Here is a 20,127-nt window from a genome sequence, read left to right as displayed (position 1 = left end):
GAGCAACGAGGAGGAAAGGCTATGCCCGATGCGTCCGCACGCATTCTCGTAGTCGACGACGAACCCTCCATCACGGAATTCGTCGGGTACGCGCTACGCAAGGAAGGATTCTCAGTCGATGTGGTCGACAACGGCGAGGACGCCCTTTCCCGCGCGATGAAAAACGATTACGACCTGTTCGTTCTCGATATCATGCTGCCGGGAATCGACGGCTACGAGCTCTGTCGACGGCTTCGCACGCACACCTCGTCCCCCGTGTTGTTCCTCTCCGCGCGCGACTCCGAGCTCGACAAGGTCGTTGGACTTGAAATCGGAGGGGACGACTACCTGTCCAAGCCCTTCGGCGTGCGCGAGCTGATCGCGCGCGTTCGCGCCCTCCTGCGCCGCAGCCAGGGCGAGGATTTCGCGAAGAACTCGAGCGCCATCACCGCAGGGGGCATCACCTTGAACGAGGATGCGCACACCGCAACCGGCGACGCGGGAGACATCGACTTGACCCCGCGCGAGTTCGAGCTGCTCGCGGCGCTGATGAAAAACGCGGGGAAAGTCGTTTCCCGCGAGGACCTGCTGCGCGATGCGTGGGGCTGGGAATACCTCACGGAAACGAAAACGGTCGATACGCACATCAAGCGGTTGCGTGATAAGATTTCGAGCGCCGGATACGATTCCGGCCTCGTGGAAACGGTCCGCGGCTACGGATATAGGTTCAAGAAATAAAGCAACTGCAGACATATTTCGCGCTTCTAGCAACGCTGTTCGCCATCCTCGCGGCCGTCTTCGCAATCGCGGTGTCGCATTTCGCGTTCGGACTTCGGCCCTTGGCGTTCTTCCTTTTGGTGCCAGTCGCCGTATTCACGTTCGCCTTTAGCCTGCTCATTGGGCATTTCCTCTCCGAGCCGCTCACCCGCTTGGCGGCGCGCCTTCGCGACTTCCGCACCGGCGACCCCGCACCGACGACCATTCCCATCGATGGGCGCATCGAGGAGGTCGATCGGCTTACGGTGAGCTTGAACAGGCTTTCCGAGACTATCCGAACGCAGCAGGAAAGCCTCGCCTCTCGCGAAAGCCGCGAGAGCACGTTTGTGAGCGATGTGGCACACGAGCTGCGCACCCCGCTCACCGCGATTCGGGGGAACGCCGAGATGCTGTCGGATCCCGACCTGCCGCCCGCAATGCGCGAGAAGTTCACGGGCATCATCGTGGAGGAGAGCCGCCGCCTTTCGAACCTGGTGAACGACCTGCTTGCATTGCAGCGGCTGGAAAGCGGAAACATCGCAACCGAGTTCTCGCGCGTCGATTTGGGACAGGTGGCACGCGAAGTGGTGGATTCCCTTTCGCCGCTTTTGCGTGAAAGGGAGGCAAATTGCCAGGTCATAGGCGAGGCGCCCGACGTGCTCGGCAACCGCGACCGGTTAAAACAGGTCGTGTTCAACTTGGTGGAGAATGCGAGCCGCTTCATCGAGCCAGGCGGGCATATCACCGTCGAGCTCATGGGAGCACGGGGGAATTCCGTCCTCTCCGTGCGCGACGACGGCTGCGGCTTGGGCGATGCTGACCCGAAGCTTCTGTTCGATCGGTTCTATCGAGGCGACCCGTCGCGCAACCGCGGCACGGGAGGCACAGGACTCGGGCTTGCCATCGTGAAGTCCGTCGTCGATGCGCACGACGGCACGGTCGAGGCGTTTAACCTGCCCGACGGAGGCGCCTGCTTCCTTGTGGCCATCCCCTCGATTGCGTAAGAGCGCAGCGCAAGTTGGCTGCGCTTCGGGCCACGCCCTCGAACCTAGCCCGCAAAACGGCTGAGCCTCGGCTTGCTTACACCTCGTAGAGCACGGCGCCGCTGGTAAGCCCGCCGCCGAAGGCCACGAGAATCACCTTGTCGCCCTTCTGGATGCGCCCCGATTCGTACGCGTCGGAAAGCGCCATCGGCACACAGGCGGAAGAAGCGTTTCCGCGCTCGCCAATGGAAACCTGGAAGCGGTCGAGCGAAAGCCCGCAACGCTTGGCCGCGTATTTGATGATGCGCTCGTTTGCCTGATGGGGCACGATAAGCTTCACGTCGTCGATGTCCACGTCGGCGCGCTTGCACACCTCGTCGATGGCGTTGCCCATCGCACTGGCGGCGAACTTGAAGATAGTCTGCCCGTGCATGAAAAGGGACTGACGCGGACGACCGGCGGCGACGGCCTCAGTCACGCCAAGTTCCTCGTCGATGCGCGCATTACCCGGGTCGCCCGCAACGGCAGCTTCCTTCGAAACGCCGTTCACATCGAAAGGCTGAGGCGAGTCGAACGCGGAGGGGCAGGTAAGCGCATTGGTGTCGTCATCGTCGTTCTTCATGTAGGTGGCGAGCACGCCCGCGCGGCTCTCGTCCCATTCGACCACGGCAGCCCCGCCGCCATCGCCGAAGAGCACGCAGGTCGTGCGGTCCTCCCAGTTGGTGATGCGCGTCAGGCGCTCGGAACCGATCACAAGCGCACGGCGAACCTTGTTGCGACGGCCAGCGCCCGCGACGCCAAGCGCACTGGAAGCCATCATGGATTCCGCAACGCTCATCGCATAGATAAAGCCCGAACACGCCGCGTTCACATCGAAAGCGACGGCGTTCACCAGGCCCAGGCGACGGCGGACGAGCGCCGCGCACGAGGGCACGAGCACATCGGGCGTGCACGTGGAATACACCACAAGGTCGATGGACTCAGGGTCGATAGGAGCCTCGCAATAGCCGCCCTCGACAAGGCCCATCGCCTGACGCGCGGCACCTTCGGCCATATCGACGTTCGTTTCCCCAACGGCGATGCGGCGGGACTTGATGCCCGTGCGCGTGGTGATCCACTCGTCGCTCGTGTCGACAAGCTGGGTAAGGTCGTCGTTCGCGACGGCAAGCGCGGGAAGAGATTTCCCGCAACCGATGATTGCGCAGCCCACTAGTCACTCCCTCATAGAAAGCGCAGGCGAAAATCGCCTGCGCATGATGGTTGCTTGCTTCCAAGTGATTATAGCACGCACCCCAAATGTGCGCGAAATGGGTATTTAGCGAACCGCAGCCTTCACGGCGCGAGCGCACGCGACGGCGGCAAGAATCTTCAGCACGTCGACGACCACGAAAGGCGCCACACCGGCAAGGAACGCGGCCTCAGGCGAGATGCCCATGACGAGCATCAGCTGCAGCCAGCCGCAGAAGTACGCGATCGCGGTGAACACGAGGCCCGCGACGATTTCGGCAGCGGCGTTCTTCAGGAACGCAACGAAACCGCGCTGGTCGGAGGCGTTTGCCTTGTCGGCTGCACCCATGCGGCGGCGCAGCACGTAGAGCAGCCCCACGGCAGCGGCGACGCCGAAGATATAGCCCCACAGAAAGCCGCCGGTCGGGCCCATGAGCTTGGCGATTCCGCCGCTCATGCCCGAGAACACCGGCAGGCCGATGGCGCCGAGCGCGAGGTACAGCACGATGGCGGCGATGCACTCCTTCGGGGAGAGCATCACGATGGCGAAGGTGATGGCGAACATCTGCAGCGTGAAAGGTACCGGTCCGAGCGGCACGGTAACCCAGGCGGACACTGCCATGATGGCAACAGCCAAGCCGACGAATGCGATCGAGCGGGTGCGCGACGCCGAGGCGGCGCCTTTTTTGACTTGCTCCACTTTCTGTACCTCTTTCGGGTCAGACGACAATAACGTTGAAACTCTAGCAGTTGACTTCGAATTCCATCGTTTGAACGCGGAATTCCATAAGAAAGTTAGCTTGCGCGCGCAAGCCGTGGCGCGACTCCCCCGCAGTTTGCGCGTACCCCGCGCCCCTCAGGGCCTCGCAGTTCCCACGACAGCAAGCGACATACAGCACCCAAGCACGCGCAACAACTTAGTACTTCGAGATGATTTTCCCGCTCTCGACGTCCTTCAAGCGGCGCATCTCGATTGCAATGAAGATGCCAACCGTGAAGATAGCGAGGAAATCCGCCACCGGCGTCGCAATGTAGAGAGCATCCAAGCCCGTGAACTGCGGGAACCAACCAGGCAACACCTCGGGAAGCCAGAACATGAGCGGCAAGAGGAACAGCACCTGGCGCGTGAGCGAGAGGATCATCGACTTCATCGGCTGGCCGGTTGCCTGGAAGTAGTTCGAACCCACGATCTGGAATCCGACGAGCGGGAGCATCAGCAGCTGGACCTTCAGAGCGAAGATGGTGAAATCGGCGAGCGACGCGTTCGTGATGCCGAACAGCCCCACGATCTGATTCGGGAACAGGTGCACAAGCGCCCACATGATGACGGCAAGCGAAGTGGCGAACGCCACGCCCAGCCAGAGCGTCTTACGCACGCGCGCAATTATCTTGGCGCCGTAGTTGAAGCCGAGAAGCGGCTGAATCGCAATCGACACGCCGACAAGCGGCATCACCGTGAACATGGCGATGCGCTGCACGACGCCAATGGAGGCGAGCGCGCCCTCGGCGCCGATAGCGCTCGCACTGCCGTACTTCACCAGTAGGAAGTTCACAGCGAAGTTCACGACCGCGGCACCTGCCTGCACGGCAAAGCTCGCAAGACCGAGGGAGAGGATGGAGCGGATGATTTTCGCATGGGGACGCATGCAGTGCAGATGAAGCTTGAGCGGCGCATCCTTCGTGAAAATGAAGAACCACAACACCGAGATGCACGATGCAGCCTGACCGATCAGCGTGGCGTAAGCGGAACCGGCAACGCCCCAGCCAAGCTTCAGGACGAGGATGTAGTTGAAGATGGTGCACACCACCGCGCCGATAACCATGGTCAGAAGCGCGCGATTGGGAGCGCCGGCTGTACGAATGAAGTTGTTCACGCCCATGCCGATCATCTGCAGAACGAAGCCGAAGCTTAGAATCTGGATGAACGTCGCGGCATACGGGCGCACCTCGTCGGTCGCGCTCGAGAACGTGAGGAAGGCGTCGAGCAGCGGCGGATACGCCGCAACCGCGGCAATGACGATCCAGATCACGATGCCGAGCGTCACCGTGTTACCGAGGCTGATCTCGGCATCGTTTTTACGTCCTTCGCCCAAACGAAGCGCCGCAAGCGCATTGCCGCCATTGCCGACGAGCATCGCAAGCGCCATGAACACAACCATGAGCGGTGCCGCAACCGTTGCCGCCGACAGGCCGATTTCCCCCATCGCCTGCCCGAGGAAGATGGAGTCGATCAGGTTGTACGCCGCATTCACCAGCATGCCCAAAATGGCAGGGATAGCGAACTCGGTGATGAGCCGGGGAAGGGACGCCGTGCCCATGCGGGTAACACGATCGTTGCCCTGCGGCTTACGCGCAGGGGCTCCTTTAGGAGAAGAGGGGGTGCCCGCCGAGGCTTCGGGGGTCGATTTCAAAGATTGGCCACGTTGTTCTTCTTGTGCCGTCATATGCATACCTCATGCTTCAATCGTCTCATTTGCCATTTTTCGGAAACATACAATTGTATGCATATCAGCGCACAAGAAGGAACAGTTTATCACGCCCACCGCGCGAAAGCGACGGCAAGCGGAAGGCGAAATGGGCAGGCTGAGAACCCGAAGCAGGCCGCTCATGCTGAGGCTTGCGCCGCGGGCCACGCATGCTGCAGATTGCATCGCCGGCCACGCATGCTGCGACGTGCGCCGCGACCACGCCCAACACGGCGTGCACCGTGGCTCTCGAGCTCGCTAAAGCAGATGCACCTCGCCCGAGGCGACGGCTTTCGTCTCACCGTCTTCCAGTCGGAGGAGCAGCCGCCCTGACGCATCGACTCCGCGCACCGTACCCTCGCAAACGACTTCTCCCAGCTGATTGGCCATACGAACGAAACGCCCCTCGAGCATCGAATGCTCGGCGAACTCGCCCGAAAGCGCCGCGAATCCACCGTCGCACCAGCGGCGATACAGAGGCTCGAACTCGTGGAGAACCGCATCGCCCACAGCGTTGATCGCAGCTTCGCGCTCGCAGGTGAACCCGAAGCCAAGGTCGGCCAGATAAGCCGGCGCGTTCTTTCCGCCAACCTCCATCGCGTCCTCGGGCGGCTCGACGTTCACGCCGATCCCCACGCATATCCCACCCGCATGGACCTCCGAGGAGATGCCGGCGAGCTTGGAGTAGAGGCTCTTGATGCTTGGGGCGGTTGTCTGCGGAAACGTCCCACCAACCAGCACGACGTCGTTCGGCCACTTGATGCAGATGCGACGCGCCTGGTCGTCCATAACAAGGCTCGCCAGCGCGCGGCGCACCGCGATCGCGACGACGAGCGCCAGCGTGGGAAGCTCGCGCATCTCGACCTCGGGGCGCAAAAGAATCGACTCGTACATGCCGCCACGGGGGCTCTTCCATGCACGGCCCTGTCGCCCATAGCCGCCAGTTTGACGATATGCCCTGATGGCAAGCCCTTCCGGTTCGCCATCCTCGATCGCACGTTTAATCACCTCGTTGGTGGAGTCCACCGATTCGAACACCTGCAAGCGAAACACTGCACCGCTTCCTTTCCCGCGTCATCTTCCTCACGCATTATGCCCGAAAACGACGGGCTGCGCAGCTTGCTCGCGTATAATGGCAGCCATGGAAAACCACAGCGAAATACTCTACGAGCTTTTGAACATGGGCGAGGCCATGCTGCTTGCTGGCGCCGAAGTGAGCCGCGTGGAAAGCACGCTTTCCAGCGTCGGACGAGCCTACGGGGCATGCGCCATGAACGTGTTCGCCATCACGGCGACGCTCGTGGTCACGATGGACTTTCCCGACGGCGAGCGGCTCACGCAAACGCGGCGCATCATCGCGCCGGGACCGACGGACTACCGCGTCGTCGCCGCCTTCCACAAGCTTGGAAAACAATGTTGCAAGAAAACCCCGAGCGTCGATGAGCTCGCCAGGGCCATAAAGCGCTGCATCGACCAACCCCCCGATCGCATGACGTTCTACCTGGGAAGCATCTTTGCCGCAGCAGGCTTCACCGTATTCTTCGGCGGCACGGCGGTCGACGCCATCTTCGCCGCGGTGTTCGCCGTGCTCATCTGCCTCTTGCAGGAGAAGTTCGCGCCGCGCTGTCCCAACATGCTCATGTTCAACCTGCTGTGCTCGTTTCTCGCTGGCGTGGGAACGTGCGCAACCGTTGCGTTCGTCGAGGCCATTGCGGCGGGGATTCTCGGCGCGGATATCAGCAGCACGAACGCGCTTCAGGGCGCCAACCCGCTCATCCACCTGGACAAGATCCTCATCGGCGAGGTCATGCTGCTCATCCCCGGCATCTTCATGACGAACGCCATCCACGACATGCTCGTCGGCGACACCGTGGCCGGCACCATGCGCTTCGTGGAGACGATGCTGTGGGCGGTGGCGCTGGCGGGCGGGTTCATGACCGCAATATTCCTATTCGACGCAAGTCACAACGTCGGCCCTGGGTTCGAGCTCAACTGGATGGGTGTTACCGCCCAGCTCATAGCGGCGTTCTTCGGCGCAGCGGGTTTCGCGATGATCTTTCACCTGCCCCGCAAGCACCTCGCTGCCGCATCGATCGGCGGCATCCTCAGCTGGGCAATCTATCTGGCCGTCGGATGCGCGTCGAACAGCGTGTTCTTCCCCGCACTCGTCGCGAGCGCCTTTTCCGCGCTCTATTCCGAAGCGCTCGCGCAGTGGCGTAACATTCCCTCGCTGCTGTTCGTGATTCCCTCCGTTGTACCGCTCATTCCCGGCGCCCCGCTGTACTACACGATGAGCTTTGCCGTGGCGTCTGATTGGACGCAAGTAGCGGCTTATGCAATGAGAACGGGCCAATTTGCCCTGGGAATCGCCGTCGGCATGTGCGTGACTTGGCTGTTCGCAAGCCTCCTGAAGCCGCGAACGCGGTAGCGGAAGCAGAGCGAGCCCTTAGCTTATCGTTGTCGTGGCAACGATTTTCTCGTAGATGCCCTTGTTCGCATCGTATTCCGACGTGGGAAGCACGACGGACACATACCCGGCAATCGCACCTTCCTTCGCAAGGTAGTACGTCACCGTCGTCGTTTTGCCGCTCGCAGTCTTCACGCAGAGCACGTCTGCGCCGTTCACCGTGGTCTTTTCAGGGTTTTCCCAATCCACGTTTTTCAGAGATTCGTACATCTCCGGCTGCGTTTCCTTCATCTTCTCAAGGCGCTCGGGCGCAGCTTCGACCCAATCCTTAAGCCCGTCAAGGCCGACGTTTTCCGAGTCATCAGCACTCACGACGGTAATCATGATCGAACCGCTCTTGTTAAGGAGAAGCGCCGAGGCGGTGTCGGACACGCCGTCTGGGAAGTCGCCCGCATGCTGCCCGGCGTCGTACTTCTTGGAAACCTCGAACTCGTTGGGGTACTCCATCGACAGCTTGTCGACCGTAACGGTGTTGGGGTAGTCCTCGCTTTTGACCAGGCCACTCCCCGATTCACTTGTCGCCTGCTGCGAACACCCAGCAAGCCCGCACACGCATACAAGAGCAAATGCCACCGCTAGAACAAACGCTTTGGCTAGCCCGAATCTTGCCTTCAAGCATTTCATAATGCGCTCCTATCTTTTAGTTGTTGCATTTGGGAGCCGAATATCGAATTACCTCGACTACATGCTCAAGTTGACCGATATTCACTGAGAGTTCCCTTCCTCTCATGTACGAATATCAACCATCATACAGCATGATCAGGATGGCGAATAATTAGAATCTCACAAACGAATACTCACCCACAACAACACCTTCGACGGAATAGACTGGGACAGAGACTTTCATGTTCTCCTTAGCAATGTTCAATATATCCTCAAAGGCCGCATCTGAAATTGTAAGATTATTGGCGAATCCCGAATGTGACAGCGAGCTTAGACGCGCTTCTATCGAGCAAAGTGCAGATGCCCATGACGGCGCGCCTTGCGACGGCATCGTGAAAGTCGTGAGGATGTGGTCGCACTACGAAGGATTGTGAGTTGCCCTTTTCGAAGCAAACTCGCGGCCACCGCCACCGATAGCCGCATCATTATAAAAGCCCTGCTTTCCTGGATACGCGAAAGCAGGGCTTAGTGAAATCGGGTAATGCCTACAGCTTCACGGCGTGGCCGACGCGTTGGTCTTCGGGAACGCTCGCGACGGGCGTGCCGTCGGCGAGAACGTGGTTAGGGGAAATCTCGAGCAGGGGTTTCACCACGAAGTCGCGCTCGCAGATGCGCGGATGCGGCAGCGTGAGCACGTCGTTGTCCACCACGTAGAGCTGGTAGTCCAAGATGTCGACATCGCACGTACGCGGGCCGTTCTCGATTTCGCGCACACGGCCCAGGCTGTTCTCGATCGCGTGCAGGTACTCCAGCAGCTCCTTCGGCGCTACGCCCGTGCGCATGAGCACGACGGCGTTCACGAACGGTTCTTGGTCGAGGTAGTACGCAGGCTCGCTTTCGTAGTAGCTCGACACGTCGACGATCTGCGAGTCGGGAATCATGCACAGCTGGCCGATCGCGTGTTCTATCTGGGCAATCTTGCCCTCGCGCTCCTCGCCAGGCTCCGCCACGAGCGCCACGTTGCAACCCAGGCCCAGGTAGCAATACGGGCGCAAATCCTTCAGCGCCTTCAGGGTTTCCTCCACGTTATGAGCGCGCACCACACCTGCGCCCAGCTCGCACGCCATGAGCGCCTCGGCCGCCGACGCGCGATCGCGATCGTGAGGGTCCTCGATTCCGTAGGCCTTGCCGATGTAGCTCTTGCGCGAGACCGCGACCATCGAAGGGTAGCCCAGACGCGCGATCTCGTGGAAGTTGCGCATGAGCTCCATCGTCTGCGAGGCGGTCTTGCCGAACCCAGGACCCGGGTCGAGGCAGATGCGGTCGTGCGCAATGCCCGCCGCTTCCAGTTCTGCCGCGCGTTTTGCCAGGTAATCGCGCACTTCAACGACGACATCGTCATAGACGGGATCATCTTGCATGGTGCGCGGTTCGCCCTTCATGTGCATGACGACGAGGCCCGCGTCGCATGAGCGCGCAACCTCGACCATCGCCGGGTCGCGAAAACCCGACACATCGTTGATGATGGCGGCGCCCGCCTCCACGCAGGCGCGCGCAACCTCGGCGTGGCGCGTGTCGATGCTCACGCAGATGCCCGCCCGAGCGAGCTCGCGAACAACCTCGACCGTACGCGAGAGCTCTTCTGTAACCGATACCTCGGCGGAGCCGGGACGCGTGGACTCACCGCCCACGTCGATGACCTTCGCACCCTGCTCAATCATGCTCTTCGCGTGCGCAATCGCAGCGTCGTGCGTGTTGTGCTCTCCCCCGTCGGAGAACGAATCGGGCGTGACATTCAAGATGCCCATCACGATGGGCATCTTGACGTCGAAGCTATACGAGGCACATTGCCAATTCACGTATGCGCTCCTTAGTGTTTGCTATCCTTGTCGTCTTTGCCATTGTCGGCATGGTCGCCATGAGCGATGTCGCGGAAACCAGCCTCAAGGTCGTTCAAAATCCCATGAGGCGTGAACGCGTCGGTATGTTTCGCCTCCACGTTGGTCGGTGCACCGTCGGAACCGTCCACATCGCTGCCGCCCATCGCGTCAGCATTCCAATTCGGGTCGGCGAGCTTGGCGTCACGCGCGCGAGCCTCGGCCTCTTCGCGATCCTTCTTCGCGATGATCTCGTCCTCGTGCTCGAGATACTCGCTCCAGCGGTTGTCGAGAAGCGCCTGGCATGCGGCACCGTCGATCGTCTCGCGCTCGAGAAGCACGCTCGCCATGAGGTCCATCTGATCACGATGCGAGCTCAGAATCTCGTAGGCGCGGTCGTGCGCCCCCTTCATGATGCGTGCAACCTCGTCGTCGATGCGGCGCGCCGTCTCCTCGGAGTAATCCTGCGTGTTGCCGTAGTCGCGACCGAGGAATACCTCGTGGTTGGGCTGGCCAAACACCTGCGTGCCGAGCGCTGCAGACATGCCGTACTGCGTCACCATCGCGCGCGCCATCTTCGTCGCACGCTCGAGGTCGTTGCTCGCGCCCGTGGTTACGTCGTCGCAGAAGATTTCCTCCGCCACACGGCCACCCATGAAGACCGCCAGCTCGTCGAGCATCTCGCCCACGGTGTTCAGCACCTTGTCCTCCTTAGGGATGGACAGGGTGTAGCCGAGCGCGCGACCACGGGAGATGATCGAAATCTTGTGCACCGGGTCGGCGTGCGGAAGCAGGTGACCCACGAGGGCATGGCCGCTCTCGTGGTAGGCAATGGTGTGCTTGGTGGCCTCGTCCATCACGCGGCCCTTGCGCTCGGGGCCGGCGATGACGCGCTCCATCGACTCGTTCACTTCGCGCATCGTGATGATCTTCTTGCCGCGGCGCGCGGTCAGAAGCGCGCTCTCGTTCATGAGGTTCATCAGATCAGCACCCGTGAAACCAGGCGTGAGCTGGGCAATTCTCTTCAGGTCGACGTCGGAGCCGATCGGCTTGTCCTTCGCGTGGACCTGCAGGATGCGCTCGCGGCCGCGCACGTCGGGGGCGTCAACCACGATCTGGCGGTCGAAGCGACCGGGGCGAAGGAGCGCTGGGTCCAAAATGTCGGCGCGGTTGGTCGCCGCGATCAGGATGACAGACTCGTTCGACTCGAAGCCGTCCATCTCGACGAGCAGCTGGTTGAGCGTCTGCTCGCGCTCGTCATGACCGCCGCCCAAGCCGGCGCCGCGCTGGCGACCGACGGCGTCGATCTCGTCGATGAAGATGATGGAAGGCGCCGCGTCCTTCGCCTGCTGGAACAGGTCGCGCACGCGGGAGGCGCCCACACCGACGAACATCTCGACGAAGTCGGAGCCGGAAATGCTGAAGAAGGGCACGCCGGCTTCGCCCGCAACGGCGCGCGCGAGCAGCGTCTTGCCCGTGCCCGGAGGGCCGACGAGCAGGCAACCGCGCGGCACCTTCGCGCCCATGGACTGGTACTTCGCGGGGTTCGACAGGAAGTCCTTGATTTCCTGCATCTCCTCGACGGCCTCATCGACGCCGGCGACGTCGGAGAACTTCACGTCGGGGCGCTCCTCGGCGTTCTTCTTCGTCTTCGCCTTGCCGAAGCTCATCTGCGAGTTGTTCGCCTTCTGCATCTGGTTGAAGAAGAAGAACAGAAGCGCGCCGATAAGCAAGATGGGAAGCAGGGTACTCAGGATGCCGAGCCACTCAGAAGGCAGCGTGACCTGGTAAGACACTTCCGGATGGTCCTTCAAGAGCGCAGCGAGCGCGTCTTGCCCCACAAACGTCGAGGTGTAGCCGCGCTCGGAACCGAGCACGGACGACTCGATGGAAGTCGTGCCCACGCCTGCGGGAACGCCGCCTGCAGGGGTCTTCTTCGTGGCCATGCGGGCGTTCATCGCGTCGAAGGCCTTGTTGAACGCGTCGGCGGCATTCGAGCCTGCCGTGACGGCTGGGTAATACGTGCCCGTGACCTTGTAATCGCCCGCGGAATACACGACCTTCGTCACGCGATCCTGCTCGACCGCCTGGGTGAACTCAGAGGTGATGAGGGAGTCGGTGGGCGTCGAGCTCGCGTTCGACATGACCATAAACTGCTGCCCGACGAAAAACGCCACAACGAGGAACAATATGACCGAGATGATGGTCACCCGAGGATTCGGTTGCTGAGGAGACGATGGTTTCTTCTGTTGCGTCATGGAGAGTGAGCCTTTTCTGTTGCGTTTATCGCGAAACGGCGCCTTTTGCGGCGCCGCTTCGATGCTATTCGTAAACTTCCGGTTTAAGCACGCCGATGTAGGGTAGGTTGCGGTATCGCTCCGCGTAATCGAGGCCGTAGCCCACGATAAACTGGTCGGGGCACTCGAAGCCGACGTACGCGCAATCGACGTCCGCCTGCACCTTCGTCTTCTTGCGAAGGAGCGTGGCCACGGTAAGCGACGCGGGGTTGCGCGAGGCCAGGTTCTTCAGCAGATACGTCAGCGTGAGGCCGGAGTCGAGGATGTCCTCGGCAATGACCACGTGACGTCCCTCGATGTGCGAGGAGAGGTCCTTCAGGATGCGCACGACGCCCGAGCTCTTCACGCCGTTGCCATAAGAGGAGATGGCCATGTAGTCCATCTCGCAAGGAATCTTGATCTCACGAGCGAGGTCGGCCATGAAGATAGCCGCACCGCGCAGCACCGAGATGAGAATGATTCCGTCGTCGCCGGCTTTTTCCCTGAAGTCTTCCGTGATGGCAGCGCCGATTTCGGCGACACGGTCGTGAATCTGCTCTTCGGTGAACAGAATCTCGCTAACGTCCTTATGCACGTGCAGTCCTTTGATTCGATACGGCAGGCGCACCTGCCCTCTCTTCTGTAACCTGATAAGTGTAACGCAACGTCAGCCCGCAAAAGCGACGATACGGTAACGACACACAACTAAACCAGGTCGGGAAACTCCTTCACGAGCCGCTCGACGGGAAGGCCGATCACCGTGCTCTTATAGCCGTCGATGTGCTTGACGAGCTTGGCGCCCTCGCCCTGTACCGCGTAGGCGCCTGCCTTGTCGAAAGACTCGCCGCACGCCAGGTACTTGCGGATGCGCTCGTCGGTGAGCTCGTGGAACGTGACGCGCGAGGTGTCGCAGAAGGTGCGGAAGCCGAGCGAGATGTTGCCCGAGTCGTCGTCGGCCGCAAGCGCCGGATCGACCGCCTCGGCGGACACCATCCATACCGACACCGCCGTGATCACCTCGTGGGTCGCGCCCGACAGGCGGCGCAGCATGTGCGTGGCGTCGGAAGCGCTTTTCGGCTTGCCGAAGATGTCGCCGTCTTTCACGACCATCGTGTCCGAGCCGATCACGATGAGCATGCCTTCAAAGGCGGGGTCTGCCAGGATTTCCTGCACGACCGCGCCCGCCTTGCGCTCGGCGAGCTTCTTGCATGCCTCGGGCGGATCGGCCAGAAGGTCGGGCTCGAGCGACTCGTCGACCTCGGAAGCGTGCACGGTGAAGGTGACGCCCGCCTGCTCGAGCAGCTCCCGACGGCGAGGACTCGCCGAGGCGAGCACGACGCGGAAGGGCTTTTCGGCGGGTTTCCCCTGGCTGTTGGCGTTATCACTCATCTATTTCTTCCTCCTTGCGCGAAAGGCGCTCATGGGTTCCACCAGCACGCCGCGCTTGTTCGCGCTCACGGCCAAATCACCCTGGATATTTGTCACATAGCCGCTTTTCGGGCGCTTATCCTCGAACGCATCGAGCACGCCCGCAACGGCCGCCGTCTCCACCCGCGTGTCGACGCCGAGCACGCGCTGGAGCGCTCCCGCAATAGCGCGGCGGGCGACGGGAAGCGCCACTTGCCCGAACGACGGGGACAGCTTGAAGCCCTCTTGCCAATCGGGGTCGCGACCCTCCGCCTGACAGACCCAGGTGAGGTGCTTGCCCGCGGCCTCTCGAGCGAGGCCTTCCATGAAATCGTCCTCGTCGGCGATAAGGTCCATCGTGCGGCCGAGCGTCTCAAGCAGTTGGGGGTTGCGCTCTTTCGCGCGCGGCACGATCTCGTGGCGGACGAAGGCGCGGAAATGGTCCGTGTGCGCGTTGGTGGCGTCCTCGCGCCAGAGGTTCCCCTGCGCATCGCATACGCACACCTCGCCGGATTGCTCTCGTTTGCGCAGGTAATCGCGCAGGTCTTCGCGCCCAACGTCAAGAAGCGGACGCGCGATGGGGCCGTTCTCGTAGCGCATCGCGCGAAAGCCGCCAGGGCCCGTGCCCACGATCGAGCGCATATAGAAGCTCTCGATGCGGTCGTCGGCGGTATGCGCCGTGAAGATGCGGCCGCTGGAAAGCGGCGCGCCCGCATGGCGGCACAGGCTCTCGAGCGCCTCGTTCGCGGCAAGATAGCGCTCGCTGCGCGCGACCGCTTCCACGTTGCCGCCCGTGCGGGCGACTTCTCCTGCCACATCGATATCGCACATGAACAGGGGGATTGCCAAGGCGTCGGCCAACTGGGACACGAAGGCGGCGTCGGCGTCGGCGTCCTCGCCGCGCAGATGGTGATTCACGTGCAGCATCGCGAGCATCCCGAGCTCGCCTGCCTGGGCAAGCTCGCAGGCGGCGTAGGCGAGCGCCGTTGAGTCCGACCCGCCCGACACCATGAGGAGCACCGGGGTGTCGGCGTCGGCCATCCCATGCGCCGCGATGGCAGCCCGCATGCGCTCGATCACGTCCATGGCTATTCGACCTCCTCATCGATTGCAGGGTCGGCGGGGTCGGCGGCGGGAACCTCCACGCCGGGGGCTTCCCCGTTGGGGACCTCGTCAGCGGCGTCCCCGTCGCAATCACCCTCGGGGGCTTCCTCCTCAGCGGCCTCCTCTTCCGCATCGGGGGTCCCTTCGTCGTCTGGGGCTTCCTCTTCCCCGCCTTCTTTGCCCCAGCGATCGGGCGAAAGAGAATCCACCGGCTCGAGCGCCACGATGCACTCGATGTGGTCGGTGTGCGGGAACATGTCGACCGGCTGCACCGCCACGACCGCATAGCCTATCGAGTCGAGAAACTCCACGTCGCGCGCTTGCGTCTCGGGGTTGCAGGAGATGTAGACAATCCGCTCCGGGGCGAGTGCCGCCGCTGCGCGCAAAAACTCCTCCGTCGAGCCCGCGCGCGGCGGGTCCATAAGCACGACAAGCCCGCCCGCCTGGGCGCCTTCTTCCGGCGATTCCGCACCGAGCACGCCCTCCTTCGCAAGCTCGCACATGAAGTCGGTGGCGTCGCCGGCGACGAACTCCGCGTTCTCGACACCGTTGTGGCGGGCGTTCGTCCGCGCATCGCGAATCGCCGACTCCACCGAGTCGACGCCAATCACGCGCGCCGCGCCCGACTTCGCCGCCACAAGGCCGATCGTTCCCGTGCCGCAGTACGCATCGATTGCGACCTGGGTGCCGTCGAAGCCCGCAAGCTCCATGGCCGCACGGTAGAGCACTTCCGTCTGCGTCGCGTTCACCTGGTAAAACGACTTGGACGATATGCGGAAGGAAAGCCCACACAGCTCGTCGAGGATAAACCCGGGTCCGTAGAGCACGCGTTCCTTGTCGCCTAAGATGACGTTCGTCTGACGCTCGTTCACGTTCTGCACGACCGTGGTCACCGCAGGGCAGAGGCGGATGAGCTCGCGGCAGAACGACTTCGACGAGGGGAAATCATCGCTGTTCGTGACGAGCGTGACGAGCACCTCGCCCGAGGTGTGGCCGACGCGCACCACGACATGGCGCATGAACCCCGTGCCCGTGTCCTCGCGATAGGGGGCAACGTCGTGCTTGCGCATGATATCGCGCACCGCGAGCACGACTTTCTTCGCCGTTTCGTTCTCGATCAGGCATTTGTCCGTAGGCACCAGCTCGTGCGATCCCGCGGCGTACATGCCGGTGAGAATCTCGTAGCGAGCCTGGGGGCGCTTCCCCTTGCCGCCTTTCGCACCGCGGGCATCCGCCGCCTTGCGATCGCGGGGGTCGGTCGCCCTGCGATCCTGCCCGCGCGGGGGCAGCTTCTTACCCGGCGCGAAGGGGGAAATCACCTTGTTGCGATAGTGGTAAGGGTCCTTCATACCCTTGATGAGGGATATCGCCCCGTCGGGCGCGAGCGGCGCGAACAGGCGCTCGATGCGCAGCTGTTTGTCGATGAGCTGCTTGGTGTAGGGGACGCACAGGTTCTTGCACCCGCCGCAGCGAGCGTCGACCGGGCAAGGCGAATCGCTCGCCCCTGCGCGTCGAGCGGCGCGAGAGCGCCCCGCTCTCTTCGAGCCTGCGCCCGACTTTGCACGCGTATTCGATTTTGCTTTTTTCTTCGCGTCTTCTTGACGCCTTTTCTCATGATTAGCCATGCCACTCATTGTGTCACAAGAACGCCGTGACGGCGCCCATCTCTCAGAAAACCCGCGCATACCGAAAGCAACCGAGCAAAAATCCCCTCGGGCACAGCTCCAAATAACGCGTTCGCTACAAGACAGTTTCAAAAGAGCGACCCGCACGGGCGCGAAGGCGAACGTGTCGTACAATGGACCGAAAACATCGCGCCGTCAGGCGTATCAACGAGAAAGGCCTCTCATGAACTTCATCGCCCGCTGGCTCGCCACCGCCGTTGCCGTGGCGGCCGCCGCCTGGATCGTCCCCGGCATCGACATCGTCGGAGGCGACAACGCGTGGATCATCATTACTGTGTTCGCACTCGTGCTCTCGCTTGTGAACATCGGCCTGAAGCCCATCCTGCAGATGTTGAGCTTGCCGCTCACGTTCCTCACATTCGGCATCTTCTATCTTATCGTGAACACGTTGCTCCTCTACATCGCGTCATGGCTCACCGATGGCCTGTTCGGCATGGGCCTGCACATCGCGACCTTCGGGAGCGCGTTTGTCGCGTCTATCGTCATCAGCATCGTGTCGTCTCTGGTGAACTCCCTCATCGGGGACAAGTAGCAGCAAAAGGCTGGGCGACTCCGATAATCTGGAATCGCCCAGCCCTTCAGCTATATGTGCCTCGTCTCGCAATGCGAGCCGCTTTGCAGGCATGCGCGGTGTAGCGGCACGCCGCCGTGCCGCTACACTGCCGAGCGGTAGATCTCCTCGGCGTCTTCCATCGTGAGCTTCTTGAAGCTGCCGAACACCTCGCCTTTGTTCTTCTTCAGCGTGGGAATCATCTTCTCGATGGCCTTGTCAATCTCATCCTCGCCGATGCCGAGCTCGGTCAGGGTCGTCGGCATGCCGAGCGACGCGAAGAACTGGCGCGTCTCGTCAGCAGCCGAAAGCGCGTCGGCGCAGACGTCGCCCGTGGGGGCGAGCCCGAACACCTCACGCCCATAGTAGGCCAGACGCGCGGGGTTCTCGGCGTGCACGTGCTCCATCCATGCGGGGAACAGGCACGCGAGCCCAGCACCGTGGGTGATGGAGGTGTCGAAGGCCGACAGCTCGTGCTCGAGGCCGTGCGTCGCCCAGTCCTCGTGGCGCCCAACGCCCGCGAGCCCCTGGTGGCAGAGCATCCCCGCCCACATGATGTTCGCGCGAGCCTCGTAGTCCTCAGGGTCCGCGAGCACGCGCGGCGCCTCGGCGCGCACGGTCCTCATGAGCGAGAGGTTCAGGTTGTCGGTCACGGGGACCGCGTCCACATCGTCGAAGAAGCGCTCGAGCAGGTGGCAGAACATGTCGGTGATGCCCGCGGCCGTCTGGTACGGGGGCAGCGTGAAGGTGAGCTCGGGGTTCATGAACGCAAGCTTCGGGCGCTGGTGCTCGTTTCCGTACCCCGTCTTCATGCCGAGCGCGTCGTTGCTGATCACGGTGTTCTTCGACGCCTCGCTGCCCGCCGCGGGGATGGTGAGGACCACGGCGATGGGGAGCACGTTCGCATTGGGGCGCTTCGTGGTGAAGAGCTCCCACACGTCCTCCTCGATGCAGGCGCCGTTCGCGATCGCCTTCGCCGAGTCGATGACCGACCCGCCGCCAACGGCGAGCACCCAGTCGACACCCTCCTTCTTGCACAGGGCCACGCCCTCCCGCACGAGCTCGATCTCGGGGTTCGGACGCACGCCGCCGAGCTTCACACACTCGACGCCCGCCGCGTCGAGCGACGCACAGACGCGGTCGATGAGCCCGCTTCGCACCGCGCTCTGCCCGCCGAAGTGCAAAAGCACCTTCTTTGCGCCGCGCTCGGCGAGCTTGTCGCCCACCTTCTCCTCGACGCCCCGGCCGAAGACGAACTGAGTCGGGGACATGAACTCGAAATCAAGCATGGAAACAATCCTTTCCCAATGTGCACGCTGCAAAAAACGGCTTGCGATGTGCGGCGTTACCTTTCCGTTTTAGAACTGTCACAGTAATTTGACCTCCGCGAAAGACCTCTCGCGATTTGCCCATAGTATACTGAACCCGTCCGACAATCCCCCTAAAGGAGAAGACAATGAACTCCGATTCCAAAACCGTACGCGGTCTAAGCATCGCCATCGTCGTGCTTGCCGCACTGGGCATCCTCGGCGTCATCGCCGGGTTTGCGCTCATCGCGATTTTCGGCGTTGCAGTAAACGACCCCACCGTTATCGCCGAAATCCAAAACGAACTCAACGGCACCGCCTACAGCTCCGGCAACTACTTCGACGACGACTACATCTATTTGGGAGGCATGGACAGCGGCAGCATCCTCGCGATGCTGAACGCCACCGTTGGGATTTCCGCATTCCTGCTGGTGCTGGGCCTGCTATGCGTCGTCGTGCAGCTTATCGCGGGCGTCATCGGCATCAAGAGCTGCGCCGATCCGACCAAGTTCTCGAAGCTGTTCGGTTGGACGATCGCAGGCATCGTCGTCTCGGTGCTCACCTGCAGCGTCATAACGCTCGTGCTGTTCATCATCGTGGCGGTGTACGTGAACAAGATGAAGAAGCTGCCGCCCGAGACCTTCACGCAGCAGCAGATGGGCTATGCGGGTGCGCAGCCCTACCAGGCGCCACAGCCCGGTTACTACCAGCAGCCCTATGTCCAGCCCGGGCAGAACCCGTACGCGCAGGGCGCACCGCAGCAGCCCTACGGCCAACCCTACGAGCAGCCGTACGCACAAGGCGCGCCGCAGCCTCCTTTCGCGCAGCAGCAAGACGCGCAAAGCCAGCCCCTCAACGAGCAGCAGCCGCCCCAAGACCCCACGCAGAACAACCAGTAACCGCGAGTTGGGGTTGCGAACTATCAAGCAAAACAAGAAGAGCCCGCACATCCATGTGAACTGCCTCCCAGTTCTTGGACAAGAGAAATGGGAGGCTTCTTTATGTCTGGAAGACCGCTTTACGATGCGGGGGTTCGACGGCGCGCCGTCGAACTCTACGAGGAGGGCCACGGGCGCGACGTAATCGCATATCTTGTCGGCACCCCCGAGGGAACCGTGAGAAAATGGCTGGACACCTACAGATCCGTCGGCATAGGAGCTCTGGCCGCCATGGGGGCAAAGAAGAAGACCTACTCGTTCGATACCAAAGTGGCCGCCGTCAGAGCGGTCGAAGACGAGGGCTCCACCGTGCCCGAGGCCATGGCCAGGTTCGGGATAGTCTCGAGCAGCCCTCTGCGGAAATGGCTGAAAGCCTATCGGGAAGGAGGCCCCGAGGCGCTCAGGCCCAGGCCCAAAGGAAGGCCGAAGGGCGCGAAGGCGGCACCCGGACCGATGGCGCGCGAGCAGGAGCTCGAACGGAGGGTCCAGAAGCTGGAGGCCGA

The 20,127-nt window shown here is 62.2% G+C and carries 18 protein-coding genes; 6 read left to right on the top strand and 12 right to left on the bottom strand.

Annotated features, from left to right (window positions below):
- Window positions 1–21: 21 nt before the first annotated feature.
- Window positions 22–717 (top strand): response regulator transcription factor, encoded by a 696-nt coding sequence (locus tag F8C90_RS08235; RefSeq protein ID WP_158050039.1) that lies wholly within the window; start codon window positions 22–24, stop codon window positions 715–717.
- A 101-nt stretch (window positions 718–818) separates the two neighbouring features.
- Entirely contained in the window at window positions 819–1,739 is a 921-nt protein-coding gene (locus tag F8C90_RS08230; protein ID WP_246155865.1) for a sensor histidine kinase, read from the top strand.
- Between the two features lie 76 nt (window positions 1,740–1,815).
- On the opposite strand, the gene F8C90_RS08225 is transcribed toward F8C90_RS08230, so the two are convergent.
- The 4 genes from F8C90_RS08225 to F8C90_RS08210 form a co-directional block, all read right to left on the bottom strand.
- A complete protein-coding gene (locus F8C90_RS08225; protein ID WP_158050037.1) occupies window positions 1,816–2,928 on the bottom strand; it encodes a 3-oxoacyl-ACP synthase III family protein in 1,113 nt (370 codons plus the stop codon).
- A 105-nt stretch (window positions 2,929–3,033) separates the two neighbouring features.
- A complete protein-coding gene (locus tag F8C90_RS08220; protein WP_246155864.1) occupies window positions 3,034–3,645 on the bottom strand; it encodes a biotin transporter BioY in 612 nt (203 codons plus the stop codon).
- A gap of 217 nt (window positions 3,646–3,862) precedes the next feature.
- Window positions 3,863–5,263 carry an MATE family efflux transporter gene (locus tag F8C90_RS08215; protein ID WP_158050036.1) on the bottom strand — a complete coding sequence of 467 codons (1,401 nt, stop codon included), beginning with the start codon at window positions 5,261–5,263 and terminating at the stop codon, window positions 3,863–3,865.
- Between the two features lie 405 nt (window positions 5,264–5,668).
- Window positions 5,669–6,463: a biotin--[acetyl-CoA-carboxylase] ligase gene (locus F8C90_RS08210; RefSeq protein ID WP_158050035.1), complete on the bottom strand. Its 795-nt coding sequence runs from the start codon at window positions 6,461–6,463 to the stop codon at window positions 5,669–5,671.
- A 79-nt stretch (window positions 6,464–6,542) separates the two neighbouring features.
- On the opposite strand from F8C90_RS08210, the gene F8C90_RS08205 reads away from it, so the two are divergent.
- Window positions 6,543–7,838 (top strand): threonine/serine exporter family protein, encoded by a 1,296-nt coding sequence (locus F8C90_RS08205; RefSeq protein ID WP_170264608.1) that lies wholly within the window; start codon window positions 6,543–6,545, stop codon window positions 7,836–7,838.
- Between the two features lie 18 nt (window positions 7,839–7,856).
- On the opposite strand, the gene F8C90_RS08200 is transcribed toward F8C90_RS08205, so the two are convergent.
- From F8C90_RS08200 to rlmD, 7 genes are all read right to left on the bottom strand, one after another.
- Entirely contained in the window at window positions 7,857–8,450 is a 594-nt protein-coding gene (locus tag F8C90_RS08200; protein WP_158050033.1) for a hypothetical protein, read from the bottom strand.
- A 575-nt stretch (window positions 8,451–9,025) separates the two neighbouring features.
- Window positions 9,026–10,339, bottom strand: coding sequence for a dihydropteroate synthase (gene folP, locus F8C90_RS08195; RefSeq protein ID WP_158050032.1), 1,314 nt, complete (start codon window positions 10,337–10,339; stop codon window positions 9,026–9,028).
- An 11-nt stretch (window positions 10,340–10,350) separates the two neighbouring features.
- Entirely contained in the window at window positions 10,351–12,615 is a 2,265-nt protein-coding gene (gene ftsH / locus F8C90_RS08190; protein WP_246155863.1) for an ATP-dependent zinc metalloprotease FtsH, read from the bottom strand.
- A gap of 64 nt (window positions 12,616–12,679) precedes the next feature.
- Window positions 12,680–13,228 (bottom strand): hypoxanthine phosphoribosyltransferase, encoded by a 549-nt coding sequence (hpt, locus tag F8C90_RS08185; protein ID WP_158050031.1) that lies wholly within the window; start codon window positions 13,226–13,228, stop codon window positions 12,680–12,682.
- Window positions 13,229–13,338: 110 nt separating this feature from the next.
- Entirely contained in the window at window positions 13,339–14,022 is a 684-nt protein-coding gene (locus F8C90_RS08180; RefSeq protein WP_158050030.1) for a Maf family protein, read from the bottom strand.
- A complete protein-coding gene (gene tilS, locus F8C90_RS08175) occupies window positions 14,023–15,126 on the bottom strand; it encodes a tRNA lysidine(34) synthetase TilS (RefSeq protein WP_158050029.1) in 1,104 nt (367 codons plus the stop codon).
- Between the two features lie 2 nt (window positions 15,127–15,128).
- Window positions 15,129–16,769, bottom strand: coding sequence for a 23S rRNA (uracil(1939)-C(5))-methyltransferase RlmD (rlmD, locus tag F8C90_RS08170; RefSeq protein WP_158050028.1), 1,641 nt, complete (start codon window positions 16,767–16,769; stop codon window positions 15,129–15,131).
- 223 nt (window positions 16,770–16,992) lie between these two features.
- Between rlmD and F8C90_RS08165 the strand changes: the two genes are divergently transcribed.
- Entirely contained in the window at window positions 16,993–17,361 is a 369-nt protein-coding gene (locus tag F8C90_RS08165; protein WP_158050027.1) for a phage holin family protein, read from the top strand.
- 122 nt (window positions 17,362–17,483) lie between these two features.
- Here F8C90_RS08165 and F8C90_RS08160 read toward each other — a convergent pair whose 3' ends face one another.
- Window positions 17,484–18,668 (bottom strand): iron-containing alcohol dehydrogenase, encoded by a 1,185-nt coding sequence (locus tag F8C90_RS08160; protein WP_158050026.1) that lies wholly within the window; start codon window positions 18,666–18,668, stop codon window positions 17,484–17,486.
- Window positions 18,669–18,835: 167 nt separating this feature from the next.
- Between F8C90_RS08160 and F8C90_RS08155 the strand changes: the two genes are divergently transcribed.
- Both F8C90_RS08155 and F8C90_RS08150 read left to right on the top strand, forming a co-directional pair.
- Window positions 18,836–19,585 (top strand): hypothetical protein, encoded by a 750-nt coding sequence (locus tag F8C90_RS08155; RefSeq protein WP_158050025.1) that lies wholly within the window; start codon window positions 18,836–18,838, stop codon window positions 19,583–19,585.
- A gap of 87 nt (window positions 19,586–19,672) precedes the next feature.
- The coding region (locus F8C90_RS08150) for a helix-turn-helix domain-containing protein (protein ID WP_158050024.1) at window positions 19,673–20,127 on the top strand (455 nt) is incomplete at its 3' end.

It is taken from the genome of Ellagibacter isourolithinifaciens (genome assembly GCF_008831035.1).
GTDB lineage: Bacteria > Actinomycetota > Coriobacteriia > Coriobacteriales > Eggerthellaceae > Ellagibacter > Ellagibacter isourolithinifaciens.
Note: the sequence above shows the minus strand (reverse complement) of the source record. Positions and strands in the feature narration are given on the sequence as shown.